This window comes from Capnocytophaga haemolytica (assembly GCF_001553545.1).
Lineage (GTDB): Bacteria > Bacteroidota > Bacteroidia > Flavobacteriales > Flavobacteriaceae > Capnocytophaga > Capnocytophaga haemolytica.
The window spans coordinates 845,001-863,177 of record NZ_CP014227.1; the positions used below are offsets into that span (position 1 = coordinate 845,001).

General features: G+C 48.6%; 17 protein-coding genes and 1 tRNA gene (1 of these 18 cut by a window edge). 13 read left to right on the forward strand and 5 right to left on the reverse strand.

Annotated elements, in window-relative coordinates; translation table 11 throughout:
• Nucleotides 1–585: the beginning of a C45 family peptidase gene (locus AXF12_RS03800; RefSeq protein WP_066428462.1), read on the reverse strand. Its footprint begins 1,056 nt before the window's first position; only the first 585 of its 1,641 coding nucleotides appear in the window; the start codon lies at nt 583–585; its stop codon lies off the left edge, out of view.
• A gap of 138 nt (nt 586–723) precedes the next feature.
• Nucleotides 724–1,974 carry a sulfate adenylyltransferase subunit 1 gene (locus tag AXF12_RS03805; protein WP_066428465.1) on the reverse strand — a complete coding sequence of 417 codons (1,251 nt, stop codon included), beginning with the start codon at nt 1,972–1,974 and terminating at the stop codon, nt 724–726.
• Nucleotides 1,975–2,419: 445 nt separating this feature from the next.
• Here AXF12_RS03805 and AXF12_RS03810 point away from each other — a divergent pair, with 445 nt between their 5' ends.
• The 13 genes from AXF12_RS03810 (at nt 2,420) to AXF12_RS03870 (ending at nt 13,154) form a co-directional block, all read left to right on the forward strand.
• Nucleotides 2,420–2,665 carry a phosphopantetheine-binding protein gene (locus AXF12_RS03810; RefSeq protein ID WP_066428466.1) on the forward strand — a complete coding sequence of 82 codons (246 nt, stop codon included), beginning with the start codon at nt 2,420–2,422 and terminating at the stop codon, nt 2,663–2,665.
• Entirely contained in the window at nt 2,658–3,554 is an 897-nt protein-coding gene (locus tag AXF12_RS03815; protein ID WP_066428468.1) for an LpxL/LpxP family acyltransferase, read from the forward strand. Before AXF12_RS03810 ends, AXF12_RS03815 begins: the two co-directional genes overlap by 8 nt.
• Nucleotides 3,554–4,450, forward strand: coding sequence for an NADPH-dependent FMN reductase family protein (locus tag AXF12_RS03820; protein WP_066428470.1), 897 nt, complete (start codon nt 3,554–3,556; stop codon nt 4,448–4,450). Before AXF12_RS03815 ends, AXF12_RS03820 begins: the two co-directional genes overlap by 1 nt.
• An 85-nt stretch (nt 4,451–4,535) precedes the next feature.
• On the forward strand, nt 4,536–5,672 hold the full coding sequence (gene darB / locus AXF12_RS03825) for a dialkylresorcinol biosynthesis protein DarB (RefSeq protein ID WP_066428472.1): 1,137 nt from the start codon (nt 4,536–4,538) through the stop codon (nt 5,670–5,672).
• A 74-nt stretch (nt 5,673–5,746) separates the two neighbouring features.
• The gene (locus AXF12_RS03830; protein WP_066428474.1) at nt 5,747–6,163 is read left to right on the forward strand and encodes a hotdog family protein; all 417 of its coding nucleotides are present in this window, start codon (nt 5,747–5,749) and stop codon (nt 6,161–6,163) included.
• 89 nt (nt 6,164–6,252) lie between these two features.
• On the forward strand, nt 6,253–6,693 hold the full coding sequence (locus AXF12_RS03835; RefSeq protein WP_066428476.1) for a hotdog family protein: 441 nt from the start codon (nt 6,253–6,255) through the stop codon (nt 6,691–6,693).
• A complete protein-coding gene (locus AXF12_RS03840) occupies nt 6,690–7,088 on the forward strand; it encodes a DarG family dialkylresorcinol biosynthesis protein (protein WP_066428478.1) in 399 nt (132 codons plus the stop codon). The genes AXF12_RS03835 and AXF12_RS03840 overlap by 4 nt, the downstream gene beginning before the upstream one ends.
• Nucleotides 7,089–7,179: 91 nt before the next feature.
• Nucleotides 7,180–8,685 (forward strand): sulfatase, encoded by a 1,506-nt coding sequence (locus AXF12_RS03845; RefSeq protein ID WP_082752969.1) that lies wholly within the window; start codon nt 7,180–7,182, stop codon nt 8,683–8,685.
• A 44-nt stretch (nt 8,686–8,729) separates the two neighbouring features.
• Complete coding sequence (locus AXF12_RS03850; protein WP_074860750.1) at nt 8,730–10,109, forward strand: prolyl oligopeptidase family serine peptidase; 1,380 nt, start codon at nt 8,730–8,732, stop codon at nt 10,107–10,109.
• A 330-nt stretch (nt 10,110–10,439) separates the two neighbouring features.
• A complete protein-coding gene (locus tag AXF12_RS03855; RefSeq protein ID WP_066428484.1) occupies nt 10,440–11,249 on the forward strand; it encodes an enoyl-ACP reductase FabI in 810 nt (269 codons plus the stop codon).
• Nucleotides 11,250–11,322: 73 nt separating this feature from the next.
• Nucleotides 11,323–11,532: a membrane protein insertion efficiency factor YidD gene (yidD, locus tag AXF12_RS03860; RefSeq protein ID WP_066428487.1), complete on the forward strand. Its 210-nt coding sequence runs from the start codon at nt 11,323–11,325 to the stop codon at nt 11,530–11,532.
• Between the two features lie 12 nt (nt 11,533–11,544).
• Nucleotides 11,545–12,894, forward strand: coding sequence for a dGTP triphosphohydrolase (gene dgt / locus AXF12_RS03865; RefSeq protein WP_066428489.1), 1,350 nt, complete (start codon nt 11,545–11,547; stop codon nt 12,892–12,894).
• A 186-nt stretch (nt 12,895–13,080) separates the two neighbouring features.
• Nucleotides 13,081–13,154 (forward strand) — tRNA-Asp (locus tag AXF12_RS03870).
• Nucleotides 13,155–13,437: 283 nt separating this feature from the next.
• Here the strand turns inward: AXF12_RS03870 and AXF12_RS03875 are convergent.
• The 3 genes from AXF12_RS03875 to AXF12_RS03885 form a co-directional block, all read right to left on the reverse strand.
• Nucleotides 13,438–14,748, reverse strand: a complete 1,311-nt coding sequence (locus AXF12_RS03875) for a glycoside hydrolase family 2 TIM barrel-domain containing protein (protein WP_143325004.1) — start codon at nt 14,746–14,748, stop codon at nt 13,438–13,440.
• A 184-nt stretch (nt 14,749–14,932) separates the two neighbouring features.
• Nucleotides 14,933–16,600: a glycoside hydrolase family 16 protein gene (locus AXF12_RS03880; RefSeq protein ID WP_066428491.1), complete on the reverse strand. Its 1,668-nt coding sequence runs from the start codon at nt 16,598–16,600 to the stop codon at nt 14,933–14,935.
• A gap of 7 nt (nt 16,601–16,607) precedes the next feature.
• Entirely contained in the window at nt 16,608–18,167 is a 1,560-nt protein-coding gene (locus AXF12_RS03885) for a PKD domain protein (protein ID WP_066428492.1), read from the reverse strand.
• Nucleotides 18,168–18,177 lie beyond the last annotated feature (10 nt).

The window sequence follows — 18,177 nt, forward strand, 5'->3', positions numbered from 1 at the left end:
GTAAAAGTCGAAGTTGCGCCCGATGAGCAGCTGCCCGTCAGCGGTGTAGTCGCCCCATACGGCAAGCGATGAGCAGCCCACGAGCATCAAGTCCTGCAAGGCGTGCCCTAAGTCGTGTGCCGAGTGCAGGTAAAGGGCTCGTTCATAAGGGGGAGCAATATAGTTGAAGAGTGTATCCGAATAGCGCGATTGCCCTAAAAGTTCTTCCTTTAAAGGTGGAATGATACAGTTGTTGATGTCGCGGTTAAACCACTTGATAAATCGTCTTAAAAACCGCTGTTTGCGCACCGAAGGGACAAAGTCGTTGAGTTTCGTAAAGAGTAGGCTGTCCTGACGGTGATAGAGCCGCTGGGTCAGTGCCCCCGAGTTGAGCCCTAATTGGTAAGGATTGCCCGAGAGGTAAAGCTCCCATAGCTGCTGACGATTCCTGATGAGGTAATTATCCTCGAAATAGCACAAGCTATCGCCTACTGTATTAACTTGTGGTATTGTGTAGGTATACGATACCTCAGGTGGGGTAATCTTCTTGTAGAAGATTCCACACGAGGTCAGTAGCATTGATAATGTGATTAATAGGTATCTCATACGGCTGTATTTCTATGGCAAAGATACGACTTTTTTGGGAAATAGAGAAAGGAGAAAAAGAAAGCTGACCTTTTGTGTGGGTCAGCTTTTTTATAACTTAGCTTGTTGTTCTACGACTAACTTGGCTGTCGTCCTACATTATGCCTCTGCGGCTCGCAGCATAAGGGCTCCTACGGTGGCGTTGCTTGTCTCGTCGATGAGGATAGCACTGCCCATAGGCGCATTCTCTTTAAAGGCATCGTACACGAGAGGTGCAGCCGTTTTCAGGTGTATGCGAGCAATCTCATTCAGCTTTACACCCTCAGAGGCATCGGTGTGCTCAAGGGTATTGACGTCTATCTTGTAGTCAATCTCACGCACAATAGCTTTCACGGTGCGACTGCGTTGCTGCAAGAGGTATTTGTTGCCTTCGGTGAGCTGTCGCTTGTCGAGCCAGCAGACTACGGCTTCCACCTCCTGACCCATCTCAGGGGTGCTCCCCTCAGGGATGAGGTAATCGCCGCGTGAGATGTCGATGTCGTCCGCGATGTGCAGCACTACAGGTTCGCCTGCACGTGCTTCGGGCACTTCCTCGCCCGCAATCTCTATCTTGCTGAGGGTGGTAGCGATCTCTTGTGGGTATACCTTGAGCTTGTCGCCTTGCTTATACGTGCCAGAGATGATCTGGCCTGCATAGCCGCGGTAATCGTGGAGTTCCTCCGTCTGAGGGCGTATCACATATTGCACTTGGAAGCGCGGCTCGTCATACGCTTGTGCATTGATCTCTACCGTCTCTAAGTAATCCAAAAGTGAAATGCCCTTATACCAAGGCATTGCCTCAGAGGTATTGACGATATTGTCGCCCACAAAAGCCGATATAGGGAAGAAAGTAACATCCTTCAAGCCCAAGCGCGCTGCTACTGCCTCGTAATCCTTCTTAATGGTGTTAAATACCGTCTCGGAGTAGTCCATTAAGTCCATCTTATTGACAGCGACCACCACCTTCTTTATATTGAGCAGCGAGGCGATGATAGAGTGCCGCTTGGTCTGCTCGGTTACCCCATTACGGGCATCGACCAGAATGACGATCAGGTCGGAGTTCGAAGCCCCCGTGATCATATTGCGGGTGTACTGTGTATGGCCTGGCGCATCGGCTATGATAAACTTACGGCGCGGGGTAGCAAAGTAGCGGTAAGCCACGTCGATAGTGATGCCCTGCTCACGCTCAGCCCGCAGTCCGTCAGTGAGGATGGCAAGGTCAATGCCATCAGCATTCTTATTCTTCGATTGCTGTTCCAAAGCCTCGAGTTGGTCAGCTAAAATGCTCTTACTGTCGTAAAGAAGTCGCCCGATGAGCGTGCTTTTACCGTCATCGACGCTTCCCGCAGTGATAAATCTCAGTATATCCATAAAGTTGATCTTCTATTGAAATGAGCGGCAAAGATACGAAATAATGTATAATGTACAATGAATAATGGATAATTTTAAGAGAGCAGGTTCAACCTACAAGTGTATTTTTTTTGAGTATCTGTTCAATTTCTTTGTCGAAGTCAGCGTTTATCTTTTTGGGTTTATTAAAAATATCATACTCTGCATCAGCTTTTTACTTTGCTTGCTCAGTTTTGTAAGGTGTTTATTTATGGCAGGAACACCTATGTCAAAAAGTGCAGTGATTGCTTTTTGAGCCATTCAAGGGGATTGCTGTACGAGGTTGCTTCGATAGCGCTCCGATATGGCTCCGTTAGGTGTTCGATGGGCGTGGTGTGTGATTTTCTTTTTTGTGGAGAGTCAGAGTATTGCTGTTTGAAAAAAAAATCGTACTTTTGCCGCCTGAGAACATTTAGCAGTTTTATTTATGACCAGAGAAGAGATTATAACGATTGTCGATAACATCTTTGTCGATGAGTTTGAGGTGGATAGGAGCGTGATTGCCCCTGAGGCACCAATGCGCGAGAGTTTAGGCTTGGACAGCCTCGACTACGTGGATTTGGTAGTGGTGATTGAGGCTCAACTCGGGGTGAAACTCACAGAAGCTGACTTTAAGTCGGTGGTTACTTTTGATGACTTTTACACTACCTTAGATCAGAAAATCAATGGATAAGGAGGCGAATGCCAAGACGAAATGGCAAGGCAAATCAAAAGGTACGGTACTTGGCTACCGTATTTTTGTGTTTTTGATAAAGCATTTGGGGCTTTATGCGGCTTATATTTTGCTTATATTCGTCGCTTTCTATTATTTTCTTACTGAATGGCGCTCCAATGGCTATCTGTACGCTTATTTTCGCCAGCGGCAGGGTTATTCGCGCGCGCGATCGGTGATTTCTCTTTATAAGAATTACTTCGTCTTCGGGCAGACGATCATCGATAAGATCGCTATCCTTTCGGGCTTGGAAGACCGTTTTACCTTTGAGTTCGATGGGGTGGAGCACCTTACGCAGTTGCTCGCTAAGCGCAAGTGTGGGGTGCTCATCTCGGCACATATAGGCAACTTTGAGATCGCTGAGCCTTTCTTTCGCAAGGTGGATTTGGAGTTGCAGATCAGTACGGTAACTACCGATATGGAGCGCTCGGTGATTAAGGACTACATCGACAGTATCAGTACCCAACATCCTACCAATCAGTTTATTTACATCAAGGATGATATGAGCCATATCTTCGAGATACACCAAGCACTGAACCGCGATGAGGTGATTTGCTTTACGGGGGATCGCTATTTTGAAGGCTCGAAGTCGCTTCGTGCGCCTTTTTTGGGCAAGGAAGCGCAGTTTCCTGCGGGTCCCTTCTTGATCGCTTCGCGTTTGGAGGCTCCTGTGATTTTTGTGTATGTGATGAAGGAGCGCCATCTGCACTATCACCTTTACGCCCGTGTGGCTGAGGTGAAGCGCCGCGATGCACAGGGGTTGCTCAATGCTTATATCGACCATACGGAACAGATGCTGCGGCGCTATCCGTTGCAGTGGTTTAACTATTTTGATTTTTGGCAAAAGTGATGAAGAAGGTTTTAGTGGTCTATTACAGTCAGTCGGGGCAGTTGCGGCGTATAGCCGAGCGTTTTATGCGGGGCTTTGAAGATACGTCCATCGCGGTGGATTGGTACGAGATAAAGCCTGTGGAGGACTTTCCTTTTCCGTGGACGGATGCGGCGTTCTTTGGGGCTTTTCCTGAGTCGTATCTGCAAGTGCCACAAGCCTTACAGCCTATTCCTGAGTCGATTGCTGAGAAGGACTACGACCTTATCGTGTTGGCGTATCAGGTGTGGTATCTTTCACCTTCAATTCCTATTACTTCTTTTTTAAAGAGCGAGGCAGGCAAGCGGCTCATCGCGGGCAAATCTGTGATTACGCTCTCGGGCACGCGCAATATGTGGGTGCAAGCTCAGAAGAAAGTCAAAGCCTTGCTGAGTGGAGTAGGGGCGGAGCTCGTGGGCAATATCGCCCTGACGGACAGGCACGCCAACCATATCAGCGTGATTACCATAGTGCAATGGATGTTCAGCGGCAACCCTGAGCCTAAGCAGCGATGGCTGCCTAAGGCGGGTGTGTCTGAGGACGATATCAAGGGGGCAGCTGCTTATGGTGAACTCGCTTCGTACTATACCCTGCAAGGCGATTACGCCCCTCTGCAAAGGGAGCTTGTAGCGCGTGGGGCAGTGCACCTAAAGCCTTTTCTACTCTCAGCGGAGAAGAAGGGCAATAGGCTCTTTGGCATCTGGGCGCGACTTATCTATGGTAGCCCTCGCCGCGAGTTTTTGTTGAAGTGTTTTCGGGCGTATCTGTATGTGGCGATTTGGGTGTTGATGCCGATAGTAGCGTTGTTGTATTGGCTTACTTACCCGCTGGCGTATAAGAAGATACGCAGGGAGATGCAGGAGGCGAGAGGGGTGTAGTACGCCCTTATATTTTCAGTTTTTTCTTCCACAACTATTTCCTATTTCCAAAAAAGTTGTACTTTTGCCCTTTATTGAGAATTTTATGAACGAGGTATATATTACGAAGGCAGGGAAGTATCTGCCGAATGCGCCTGTGGGCAATGATGCGATGGAGGCTTTTTTGGGCAAGATAGGCGATGCTGCCTCTAAGGCGCGGCGTATTGTGTTGCGCAATAACGGCATACAGACACGCTACTACGCTCTCGACAGCGAGGGGCACCCCACACATACCAACGCTCAACTGACGGCTGAGGCAGTGCGCACACTCTTGGGTGAGGGCTTTTCACTTGCGGATATAGAGGTGCTTTCGTGTGGCACCTCTACGCCCGACTGTCTGTTGCCCTCGCACGCAGCGATGGTGCACGGCCTCTTGGGCGGGCATTCGATGGAGCTGAATTCCTCGGCAGGGGTGTGCAATTCGGGTATGAATGCGCTGAAATTTGGCTACCTTTCGGTGCGTTCGGGCAATAGCAGTAATGCGGTGTGCACGGGCTCGGAGCGCGTATCTACTTGGCTCAGGCGCGAGCAGTATGACAATGAAGTGCAGGCACTCGCTGCCTTAGAAGCACAGCCGATAGTGGCTTTTAAGAAGGATTTTCTGCGGTTTATGCTCTCCGATGGGGCGGGTGCTTTCTTGTTGGAAAATAAGCCGCGCAAAGGTTCTTTACGCATTCAGTGGATGGATGCCTACTCGTATGCGCACCAGTTAGAGGCTTGTATGTATGCAGGCGGCGATAAGCAGGCGGATGGTAGCCTTAAAGGGTGGAGTGAGTACGCCCCCGAGGCGTGGCTCAGCGAGTCGGTATTTGCCATTAAGCAGGATGTGAAGTTGCTCAATGAGCATATCTTAGTGAAGGGTGCCGAGAGTATGCGCGCTACCCTCGACAAGCACAGTTTGCGTGCTGAGGATATCACCTACTTTCTGCCGCACATTTCCTCGTGTTACTTTAAGGAGCGGCTTTATGCGCAATTGAAGTCGGTGGGTATTGACATTCCGTTGGATCGTTGGTTTATCAACTTGCCTGAGGTGGGCAATGTAGGGTCTGCCTCGGCTTACTTGATGCTCGAGGCGTTGATGTCCTCAGGGCGATTGAAGGCAGGGGATAGCGTACTGCTGTCGGTACCCGAAAGCGGAAGGTTTTCGTATACGTACGCGCTTCTTACAATGAGTAGAGAGTAATGAGTAGAGAGTTCAGCACGTTAGCCCTAAAAGCTCAAAGCTAAAAGCTGAATTTGGGATCATTGAACATTGAAATGGATAAAGACAAGATATTGCAACTCATTCCGCAGCGTCCACCGATGGTGATGGTTGATGCTTTGCTCGCCTATACGCCTGAAACGGGAAAGGCTGGACTTACGATCACTGAAGAGAATCTCTTTGTCAGAGGAGGCTACTTCTCGGAGTCGGGCTTGATTGAGCATATAGCACAGAGCATCGCCCTGCACAAAGGCTATTACTATTATCTCAATGGGAAACCAGCACCTATGGGCTATATTGGAGCTATCAAGCAGATCAACATCGCACGATTGCCCCGTGTGGGTGAGGTGTTGCGCACTGAGATCGTCATCATTCAGGAGTTTATGGACGTAACCTTAGTGAAAATGCAGACCTTTATCGGCGATGAACGTATTGCCGAAGGAGAAATGAAGACAGTTTTAGCTAATGATTAATGAGTAGAGAGTAATGAGTAATGAGTTCGGCGCGTTAGCAATTTACTCTCTGCTCTCTACTCTCTGGCGAAGCCTAATCCCTAAACACTATGAACATACGGATAGACAAATATTTACCCCACCAGCCACCGATGCTTATGGTGGATACAATTACCGACATCAGCAATACGCACGTGGTGACGGAGTTTGCTGTTGTGCGCGATTGTATCTTCGTTGAGGGTGGTCGTTTTGCTGAGGTGGGGCTCATTGAAAATATGGCACAGACCTGCTCGGCAATAGTGGGGCAGTTTCTCTTTGGCATTGAGGATTCGAGCAACTACGTGGTAGGCTATATCAGTGCCATTAAGCAGGCTGAAATCTTTGCGCTCCCCGCAGTGGGTAGCACTGTATGCACTAAGGCAGCATTGCTTTCGCGTTTCGACTCTGAGGCGTATATACTCTGCGCAATGCAGTGCCAGGTGTATGAAGAGGAGCGGCTGCTGGCTTCTGCTGAGATGAATTTAGTGATTAAACCAGATGTAACACAATGAAAGAAAATGAAGTACCACAAGAGCTCGGTGCCCTCGGCGGGCTTACAGAGCTGTGCTATGCCACTGATGAAGAAGGCAACTACACCACCCTGCAAAGCGTAGGTTGGGATGTGAAAACTACGGCTATCAGAGCCTCAATGGTGCTTTTTGCTGAGCAGATGGAAGAGGCGCGCCAGCAAGCCCTCTCAGGCAAGCGGAGTCCGTTGCCGTACTATATGCTTAAGAACCGTATGGATTATGGGGTGCTTGCTGCCAGTGTAGGGCTACCTGTGTGGCTCGTGAAGCTGCACTCCCGTCCGTTTTTCTTTAAGCGGCTATCTAAAAAGCGCTTAGAGCAGTATGCCGAAGTGTTGGGCATCACTGTGGAGAGGCTTACTTCAACGAGGTGTGAGTAGAAAAGATCAGTGCGCCATCCGTAAATGGGTGGCGCATTTTTTTTGCGGTTTCGAATATTCTCTATACCTTTGCCTCAAATTTTTCAGACCAATGAAGAAACTTATTTTTACCATTGTAGGCTTGCTACTCTTCTCGGGTTGCAGCACTACGAAGCCTAAGGAGGATACCACCAAACCCAACATCGTGCTTTTCTTGGTGGACGATATGGGTTGGCAAGACACATCCCTGCCTTTTGATAAGCAGAAAAGCCATTTTAATACGCTTTATGAGACCCCTGCAATGGAGGCTCTTGCTGGGCAGGGGATGCAGTTCACCAATGCGTATGCCACGGCGATCTGTTCGCCTTCGCGTGTGAGCCTGATGACGGGTAGCAATGCAGCGCGCCACCGCGTTACCAATTGGACGCTCAACCGCGATACGCCTACTGATTGGGCTGACCCTGTGCTCGATCTCCCCGAGTGGAACGTCAACGGCATTTCGGTGGGCACTGCCTCTGAGAGCCTTACCTACAAGGCTACTCCGCTGCCTGAATTGCTTCGCGAGCAGGGCTATTACACCGTGCACGTGGGCAAGGCACACTTTGGGGCTTTTGGCATCTCAAGTGCTGACCCGCTGGCAATGGGCTTCGATGTGAATGTAGCGGGGCACGCGGCAGGAGGCTTGGCGAGCTATCTGGGGACGAACAACTTTGCACGTGGCAATAGTCCGTTTAATGTGCCTGGCCTTGAGAAGTATCACGGGCAGGACATCTTCATCACTGAGGCACTCACGCGTGAGGCTTTGGCAAAGCTCGATGTGCGCCCCAAGGGGAAACCTTTCTTTCTGTATATGTCGCATTATGCGGTACATATCCCTATGGAAGCCGATAAGCGGTTTTATCAGAAATACTTAGATAAAGGAATGCCAGAGGTGGAGGCTAAGTACGCATCGATGTTGGAGGGTATGGACAAGAGCTTGGGGGATATTATGGACTACCTCAAAGCGCATAAGCTCTTAGATAACACACTGGTATTCTTTATGTCCGACAACGGCGGACTGAGTGCTGTAGGGCGTGCGGGGGTACCCAATACGCATAATGCACCGCTGAAAAGTGGCAAGGGGTCGGCTTATGAGGGGGGCACGCGCGTGCCGATGATCGCCTTTTGGAAGGGAAAGGTGCTGGCAGGTAGCAAGTGCGAGGTACCCCTCATCATTGAGGATTACTTTCCAACGCTCTTGGAGGTGGCTGGTTTGCGACACCCTAAAACCGTACAACAAGTAGATGGCAAGAGCTTTCTGCCGCTATTGCTTGGCAAAAAAGGTGAGACAGAGCGACCGCTATTTTGGCATTTTCCTAATAAGTGGGATGCAGAGGGCTTGGGTATTGCGCCCCACAGTGCTGTACGCAAAGGCGATTGGAAGCTGATATACTTCCACGAGACAGGCGCAAAGGAGCTTTACAACCTCAAAGACGACCTTTCTGAGGAGCATAATGTAGCGGCGCAACATCCTGAGAAAGTGCGTGCGCTTTCTAAGTTGCTCCGTAACCATCTGAAGGCTACGGGTGCCCAAATGCCTACGGTGAAAGCTACAGGGAAAGCAGTGGCATTGCCGTAAATTGAATAGAATAATTAAATAGTGCCAAGGGCACACCAACTAAGATGAACAAAATTTATTACCTAATAGTAGCCTTTGTGATGGGCTTAGGAGCGGGGCACGCTCAGCAATTTAAGGAGTTTACAATCAAATGTAGTGATGGCGTGGAACGACCATACGTCATTTATGACAGAGATCAGGGAGCAGAGAACAGGGAGCAGGGAACAGGGAGCAGGGAACAGGGAGCAGGGAACAGGGAGCAGGGAACAGGGAGCAAAAGCGAGAAGCGAGCGGCGAGAGGTGAGAAGAAGCCTTTGTTGGTATTCTTGCACGGGGCGGTATCGGCTCCTGCGGTGAAGGCTGACCCTGTGGGCTATGCGAAGAAGTGGCCCCTGATAGCACTTGCCGATAAGGGTGATTTCTATGTGCTCTTCCCCTTTGGACAGAAGGGTGCCGAGTGGTTCGACAGTGTGGGGCAACAGATGGTGCTCAGCGCGATAGAAACGGTGAAGGGGCAGTACCCCATTGATGAAGACAGGGTGTTTATCAGTGGTTTTTCCGATGGAGGGTCGGGGGTGTATTGCTTTGCGATGCAGCACCCTGAGCCTTTTGCGGGCTTCATTGCGATGAAGGGCAGTGTGAAGGTGGCTAATATGCTCAGTAAGGCAGGGCTTTACCCTGAGAACACAAACGGTCGCCCACTTTACATCATCAATACCAAGGGCGATGTGCTTTATCCTCTTGACCAGATGCAGGCGGCAGCGGATATACTTAAAAAGTACAACCCTAACGTTACTTTTCGCGCTTTGGAAGGGGCGCACGATATGAGTTATCTACCTGCTGAATCGGAGGGGCTGCTCAGCTTTATCAAAAATAATAAGCGTACAATGCCTACCAAATTCAGTTGGGAGGCGGATGATGTTAGCAATAGTGGTTTTGCGTGGCTGAAGCTAAAACAGCTCGACACCTTAGTTGAGGCAAAGCCTTGGCAGCAGCCTTATAAGGACAAGGTGATGAATAATAAGGCTGATTTTGGGGTGAAATACGATTATATGTACAAGGGCAAGGGTTTGCGTGTAGCGGGCTTTAAAAATGACACGGTAACGGCGCGTAAGATGGGCATAGAGAAGGGCGATGTGCTTCTGAAAATGGAGCAGGACAGCCTCACTTCGCCTTTTGTGCCGATGTACTATGCAGCAAAGAAGAAAGCGGGAGAGCCTACTACGCTTACCTTTGGGCGTACAGGCAAGGTGCAGACCGTCAGCGAGCATTTTAATGCAGGCTATCCTTACTATCTCATAAAGAACAAACATAAGTCGGGCAAGGTAGAGGCTGAAATACGGGGTAAGACGCTCTACGTAAAGACCTCACGCGTTAAGGCGTATGAGGTGGATAAGAAGGTGCTTAAGAAGTTAGGGGCGAAGAAAGTGGTTGATGATGAGTGATTTTTAGTGTAGTTTTTTTAAATGAATGTCTATAAAAAGCGTATGGAACAGTAAAAATATCCAAGAATGATGTTTTTACCTGATTTAGACTTGCCTAAAAATTACTTGTCTCCATCCGTACTGATACCGTACTGATACCGTACCTCATCCGTATTGATGGCGTTAGAAAAAATTTCTATTGGGTTTTCTGTGAGGTGTGAGCGCGAGAGAGGATAGTGAATTTTAGTGGGCAAGAAAATGGAGAATAGGCAGTAAATAATTAGCTAAAAATATTGTGGTTAAGAATTAAAGTAGTATCTTTGCAGTCTAAATGTAAAAATAAGTAAGAATATGTATAATTTATTAAAAGGAAAACGGGGCATTATCTTCGGTGCCTTAGATGAAAATTCAATTGCGTGGAAGACTGCCGAACGCGTACACGAAGAAGGTGGGCAGTTTGTGCTTACCAATGCGCCTATCGCTATGCGTATGGGGCAAATAAAGGCTTTGGCTGAAAAGACTGGGGCTGAGATTATCCCTGCCGATGCTACGAATATGGACGACTTGCAAAACCTCGTAGTGAAGGCTATGGAAATCCTCGGGGGCAAGCTCGACTTTGTGTTGCACTCCATCGGTATGTCGGTGAATGTGCGTAAAAATATCCCTTATACGGAGTCGAACTACGACTTTACGGCTAAGGGCTGGGACGTGTCGGCACTATCATTCCACAAGGTGTGCCAAGTGTTGCACAAGAACGATGCGATGAATGAGTGGGGCAGCATTGTAGCCCTCACCTATATGGCGGCACAGCGCACCTTCCCCGACTATAACGATATGGCGGATAATAAGGCGTATTTGGAGTCTATCGCGCGCAGCTTTGGTTACTTCTTCGGCAAGGAGAAGAAAGTGCGTGTAAACACCATTTCGCAGTCGCCTACGCCTACTACCGCAGGGCAGGGCGTAAAGGGCTTCAATGGCTTTATCGCTTACGCCGATAAGATGTCGCCACTGGGCAACGCTACGGCTTTGGACTGTGCTAACTACACCGTGAGTCTCTTCTCAGACCTTACGCGCAAGGTAACAATGCAGAACCTATTCCACGATGGCGGCTTCTCGAGCACAGGCGTAAGCCAAGAGGTGGTAGAAAAGTTTGCTGAATAGAGATCAGGGATCAGAGGTCAGAGGTCAGATTGCTGTTTGTCTCTGATCGCTGGTCTCTGACTCCTGACCACTAATGAAATATTTGCTTATATTTTTAGTACGATTTTACCAAAGGGTGCTTTCGCCTCTGAAGCCCCCTACGTGTCGCTATACGCCTACGTGTTCGCAGTACACTATTGAGGCACTGCAAAAGCACGGCTTGTGGCGAGGGGGTTGGCTGGCGATTAAGCGCATCAGCAGCTGCCATCCGTGGGGAGGTAGCGGCTATGACCCTGTGCCCTAATAACTTTAATCTATGCTCTGGGAGAAATTACTTTCACTAAACAAATACGGCGACACCAAACAGCGTTTGCGTCGTGATGAACACGAGACGCGACTGAGTTTTGATATGGACTACGATAGGGTGGTCTTCTCTAGTGCGTTCCGCAGTTTGCAGGATAAGACGCAGGTGATCCCCCTCTCGCATACGGGCTTTGTGCACACACGTCTGACGCACAGCATTGAGGTATCGGTAGTGGGGCGCAGCCTAGGGCGTGCCGTAGGGGGTGCCATCTTAGAGCGTTATCCTCACCTCGCTGAATTGGGCTATAAGGTGAACGACTTTGGGGCGATTGTGGCAGCGGCTGCGGTGGCACACGATATTGGCAATCCGCCCTTTGGGCACAGTGGTGAACGGGCTATTAGTGAGTTCTTTAAGTATAAGAAAGGCACTGCCATTAAGCACCTACTCACCGAGCGAGAGTATCAGGATTTGTGTAGCTTCGAGGGCAATGCCAATGGGTTTCGCCTGCTGAACGAGACGCGACCAGGGGTAGAGGGTGGTGTGAGGCTTACTTATGCCACATTGGGGGCTTTCACTAAGTATCCCAAGGAGTCGCTTCCTGTGAAGCCTACGGCGAATATCGCTGATAAGAAGTACGGTTTTTTCCAGTCGGAGCGGGAGTTTTTTAGAGAGATGGCAGAAGTGTTGCAGCTGCGGAGTACTGCCACAGCAGGCACTGATGAGTTGCGCTACGCACGGCATCCGCTGGCTTTCTTGGTAGAGGCGGCTGACGATATTTGCTATACTATCATTGACTTTGAAGACGGTATCAACTTGGGGCTACTCTCTGAGGATCTGGCTTTGGAGTACTTGGGTAAACTTATTGATCAGCGTATTATTACTGAGAAATACAGTAAGTTGCGCACTAAGGAGGAGCGCATTGCCTACCTTAGAGCGGTCTCAATTGGGGCTTTAGTGCAAGATGCTACGGAGATCTTTTTGCAGAATGAAGCAACCATCTTAGCTGGTGATTTTCACACTTCACTGTTGAAACTCAGCAAGTACAGACCTCAGATTGAGGATGTGCTCGATTGTAGTAGGCAATACATCTATCAATCGGAAGAGGTGGTAGAGAAAGAGATTTCGGGTTATGTGATATTGCAGGGTTTGCTCGACATCTTCTTTACAGCTATTGTCAATGAGGAGAATGGACGCGAGACTTCCTTTGACCGATTGATACTCAAGAAGCTGCCAGAGCGGTATCGCAGCGAAGGGACACTTTATGAGCGCGTGATGGGAATCACCTGCTATATTGCAAGTCTGACTGATAGCAAAGCAGTGGAATTATATCAGAAAAGTTCGAGTAAGGGTAGCAATTTTTAGTGTAATATAGGCTTAGTACTTATAGAATGGTTTTGTAATCTACTGACAATCAATAGAGGGTTGAAAAAGTTTCAAAAAAGATTACATTTTTATTCGAAAAAATTTGGTAGTACAGAAAATAGTCGTACCTTTGCACCCGCAATGAAGCAGTAATGGCTGCGGGTTGTAAGAGAAACATATTGAGAAGGTCTGGTAGTTCAGCTGGTTAGAATACATGCCTGTCACGCATGGGGTCGCGGGTTCGAGTCCCGTCCAGACCGCAACGAAGAATTAGTTGTGTTGTTTTGTGTAAATACTTTTACACGGGTTTATAGTAAACCAATGAAAGCTTTCCTTGTCTTAAGGAGAGCTTTTCTTTTTTGTATGATTGGTTGTATGTAGCTTTTGTAGGAAAAAGGGGGCTTCTTAAAAAGAGCTATCTTTTTGTTTTTAGGCTGCTCATAAGGAACTGGCGCACAGAAAGAGTAGGGGAGAAGGTGTATAAAAAAGGCTACCCAAATAACTGGATAGCCTTCCTTGCTTGACAATCTAACAACTTATTGTTTATTTAATGAGGAAAGGTATATTGGCAGTAGCGGCGTGTCCCTTGCCGTCGTAGCCATAGACAAATAGGCGATAAGCCCCTTTGCTGGGTGCCTTGAAGGTGATGTGCCTTCCCTCGCCTTTCATCGCTGTGATAGGCACTGCCTCAGGGCGCGCTTCAACATCGCCACCCGAGCGCAAGTCGGTAGCCTCACGCAGCAGTTCCCAACGAATTGATAATGGGTCACTATCAGGGTCGCTGATGTTTGCCTGTGCAGTGCAAGTAGTGCCTGCTTGTAGGGTGATGTTGTCGTAAGCTGTTTTACCATTGAGCGTAAAACTTTGTAGCTTAGGCGACTGGTTATCGGGGTACTTGCCGTTCCAGAGGTAGTGCATCACGTCCACAGACTCCGTCTCTGAGCCGTCCTCAAGGAAGATACCAAACCACGTAGGGGTGCGCTCCTGCTTGTTGCCCCAGAGGAAGACAAACGAGCCCACACATTGGTCAGTATCCTTGGCTATTGCCTCGTTGTAACGCTTCAGGTAGTTAGCCGCCTTCACCGAAGAATGCTCCTCCACAGGGGCTTTCCACGCGGTGGTAGGCACTTCCCAATAGCCCGTAGCCCCCCACTCAGTTACGATATAAGCCTTCTCCCAGCCATACTGCCTTATTTTGGTGGGCAGCTCGCCGAGGTCGCCATATAGCTGCACCGAGAGCAGGTCGAGGTCGGGACAACGCTCTTTGATGAGCGTAATGTTCTCCTGTGTAATCCCCGCCAGCGAGGTAGTGGTAAGGTGGTTAGGGTCAATTGCGTGGATCATCTTTGAGAGGTCGTTCACCGCATCCCACACCTTGGGATTGGTGTATTCGAGGTTCAACTCATTACCGATACCCCAGAGCAGCAGCGCAGGGTGATCCTTCAGGGCGGTAACCTCCTTGCGGATACGCTCTTTCTGCTGGCGCACTGCCACGCTATCGTTATAGTCAAAGCCGTGACGCTCACGCGCTACCTCAATGCCCATCATCACCATAAGCCCGTTCTTTTGAGCTTCGTCGAGGATCTCCTTAGCCGATCGTTGCCCATTATCCACACGCCAAGTACGGAAGGCGTTGCCGCCGTGTTTTGCCAAAGCGGCAACATCTCCGAACTCTAAGCCCGCTCCTTTGATGTAGAAGGGGGCTCCATTCACCATCAGTGAGAACTTACCATTTTCCTTTTCAATAGTTACCTTTGCGGGTGCTGCCTGTTGCTGTGGTTGTGTCTTTTTGGGGTTATTGCAGCCAATAGCCACGAAGCCCGCGAAGATAATACTCAGTATTTTATTTCTCATATTGTTCCCTTATTTTCTTAATTCTTTTCCCTTATACAGTTAGTAGCGTCTCTTTATTACAATGCTTTCTCCTTTCGATATGATAAGCGCCTCCAAAGCTATAACACATTCCCTTTAAAAGAGGCAGGAGGCTATGAAGCCCCCTACCCTCTTTCAGGGAAGTGATTAATGAAAGGAGGAACTATTATTGATATACACGAATATAATCCACTTCCATACTATCCTCGGTAAAGTCCGCTGGGATATTGCCACCAAGCGTACCGCCAAGGGCTACGTTCATTATCAAGAAGAACTTGCTGTTGAAAGGCAGTTCGTTCTTATTGATGATCTCGTAGAACTGTTTTCCATCAATGAATAGGCGGATAAAGTCCTTATTCCACTCCATTGAATAGACGTGGTATTCAGCAGTGTTATCTACATTGGTTCTCAGGGAGTACTCAGCGTGCTGATTGTTTGCTGCATTGAGCCAGTGGAGTGCACCGAGCACTTCTTTCTTATTAGTGCCTGTTTGCTCCATCATATCAATCTCGCCGCACTTAGGCCAAGCCTGATTGATAATGCTACTGCCGAGCATCCACAGGGCAGGCCAAGTACCTGCTTTTGAAGGGAGTTTGGCTCTGATCTCTACTTTCCCATAGGTAAACTCGTACAAGCCTTGCGTCTTGATACGGGCTGAGGTATAGCCGCTACCTTCTTTCTTTGCTGTGATTTTCAGTACACCGTTCTTTACGATCACGTTGTCTGCTTTGTCGGTATAGGATTGCTTTTCATTGTTGCCCCAACCCCACTGGCCATTGCCGAGGTCGTAAGTCCATTTAGAGGCATCAGGCGCGCCATCTTTGTCGAACTCATCTTGCCATACGAGCTTGTCAAAAGTGGTTTTGTTGCTATTTGCCCCTGGCTTGCTCGAAGTAAAGATATGATACCAAGCATATTGACTATTAGGTTGCATTATACGCACGATCAGGGTAGTGTTGGTAACGCTGATGATGTCGTAAGTGCTGGCACCTACCCACCAACCCGTCATACCATTGTCGGAGATCTCAAAGGCAGAGCCACGATAAGGTTTGTTGTTATACTTACCTTCCTTAGCTGCTTTTGACGAAGATGGGAAGAAAGAAACATTCTTCACCCCTTTGATACTCTTCACCACGTCAGTGCCGTAACATCTATCCTTCTCAAGTCCTAAAACATCTGTACCATAGGCACCAGGAATAAACACTTCATTGGCAGTTTGCTCAAAGGTGATACCGCTATCTGTACGTTTGAAGATAAAAGAATTAGCATACATACAAGTACGTGAAGCATCATTGGCAGAAGCATTCCACCAAGCGGCATAGGCAAATTCTCCATTGCCATTATCAGCTTCCTGAGGACCTAAGCCTGCAAAGCCTTCCATATCGGAAGCCCAATACCACGTCTTGCTATCGCCTACATTGGCACCCGCTAAGAGGTTTTCAGCTTCCACATCGGAGAAGGTACTCAGCACACTGATTTCCTTTTGTACAGAAGTCATCAATCCACCTATGCCTACGGCACTGATCACAGCCGTATAGGTGTTGGTACCTACTTTGGTATATTGGTGTCTGAATTTGCCTGAAGGGCTCATCTCGTGTCTGCCATCGCCAAAATCGATACGGAAGGTAGTTGCGTTCTTAGCCGTTACTGTGAAATTGACAAAGCCTGTGCCATCGCCGTGAGGATTGGCATCATTGGCTCCTTGCACTTCAAAGGAGGCTTCTAAGGCACTTGGAGCTATGAGGTCTCCAAAGTTCTTATCTTTGGAGCAACTAATGAGAAAAGTTGCTATGCCAAAGACAATTGCGGTGATAAGAAAAAAGAGTTTTTTCATTGTTTAATTATTTTGTTAATTTTATTTCGTCGTAATAGTAAGTGGTGCCATCACCTTGGTTGCCAAAGTCGAAGAAGACCACTACTTTGAGGTACTCAGCTTGAGGGGCCTTGCTAAAGTCGAAGGTGAGTTCCTCCCAAGTGTTCTCAGCGGTGGTGGTAGCACTTACCTCGTGGTTGATACTGCTATCGGAGCCCTCTAATTTCACCAATACCTTTACGCCTTTCTTAGGAGAATAAGCCATCAGGTGGAGTTTGCTATAGGTAGGGAGTTCTTTCAGTGCGGAAGTCTCAAAGAAGGTGCCTGCCCAAGTTTCAGCCCCTGCGGTCTTAGTGAACTGCACTACCTTCTTGGTAGTGTTTGCCCCTGAGGCATCGGGATTGGATACTACCTTTGCGTCTGCCATACCCCCAAAGGAAGTAAGCGCAGGGGCAGTGCCTTCAAAGTTCTCCACAAGCACGCTATTGCTCTTGCGGTAGAAGTAGAGATTATCAATAAAGACAGTGCCTCCTGCTGGGTCGCCTACGAGTTTTATCTGGTGAATATCATCTACTGTTAAGCCCTGTGAGGTGTAGTCAGTAAGTGGAATATCAATGCTCAACCATTGTTCAGCTTTGAGAGTCTTGGTCACCTTCTTCTCGGTAGCCGCTCCCCCTGATTTGCTGATGAGGAAGATCTCTAAGCTGTTCACGCCGCTTGCCCATACATCAAGGTGGAGGTATTGCATCGCCGTAAGGTCGGTAGCATTGGCAAACTGTATGCCTTGGTAATTGAGTTTAGCGTATTGGAGCATATCATTACCGCTGAGGGCAAAGGCGGTATATTGGGTAGCTTGCCCCCAGTTAGGATTGAAGTCAGTTCCACTAAGGTTGGTATAGCTATTGCTGAAGATAGAAACCACATCAGCAGCATAACGCGCTGGCGGGGTAGCGGCAGAGGCTGTCGGTTGGGAAAGGGCAGTAACTTGCACCGCCTGAGTATACTTAGTGGTTGCCGAGCCAGCTCCTTTGACTTCTACGGTGATGGTGTAAGTACCTACTGCTGCATAAACGTGCGATATGGTACTACCTATATTGCCTGAGACGGGCTTTTCATCAGCCTTCTCTCCAAAATAGACATCGAAGGTAATGCCATAAGTAGCCGTAGCGGTAACGTTCACTTTCTTGGAGACAGAAGTGTCGTTAGTGATCTTCACCTTCAGGTCTCCCGGTGCATTAAAGGAGACTTCAAGGGGCTGTATCAACTCTGTCTGCTTGCCCGAGAGGCTTTGAGCGATGACCTTCACGTTGTACTTGCCTTCAGCATAGGTATGCGTAGCTGCCTCACCTACCTTCACAGTGGTAGGGGTGGTAGTACTATCACCAAAATAGATCTGGTAGAGGACAGCCCCTGTAGCAGTGGGCACGATGGTTACCTCACCTGAATTGTCCTGTTTTACCTTGAAGGTAGCGACTACGTCCTTAGGGGCAACATCGTTGCTGAGCAAGTCCGTATCGCCGAAATCGTCTTTGCACGCTATGAGCGTAAAACATAGCAATGCCGTGTATATATATCGTAATGATTTCATAACTCTGGTA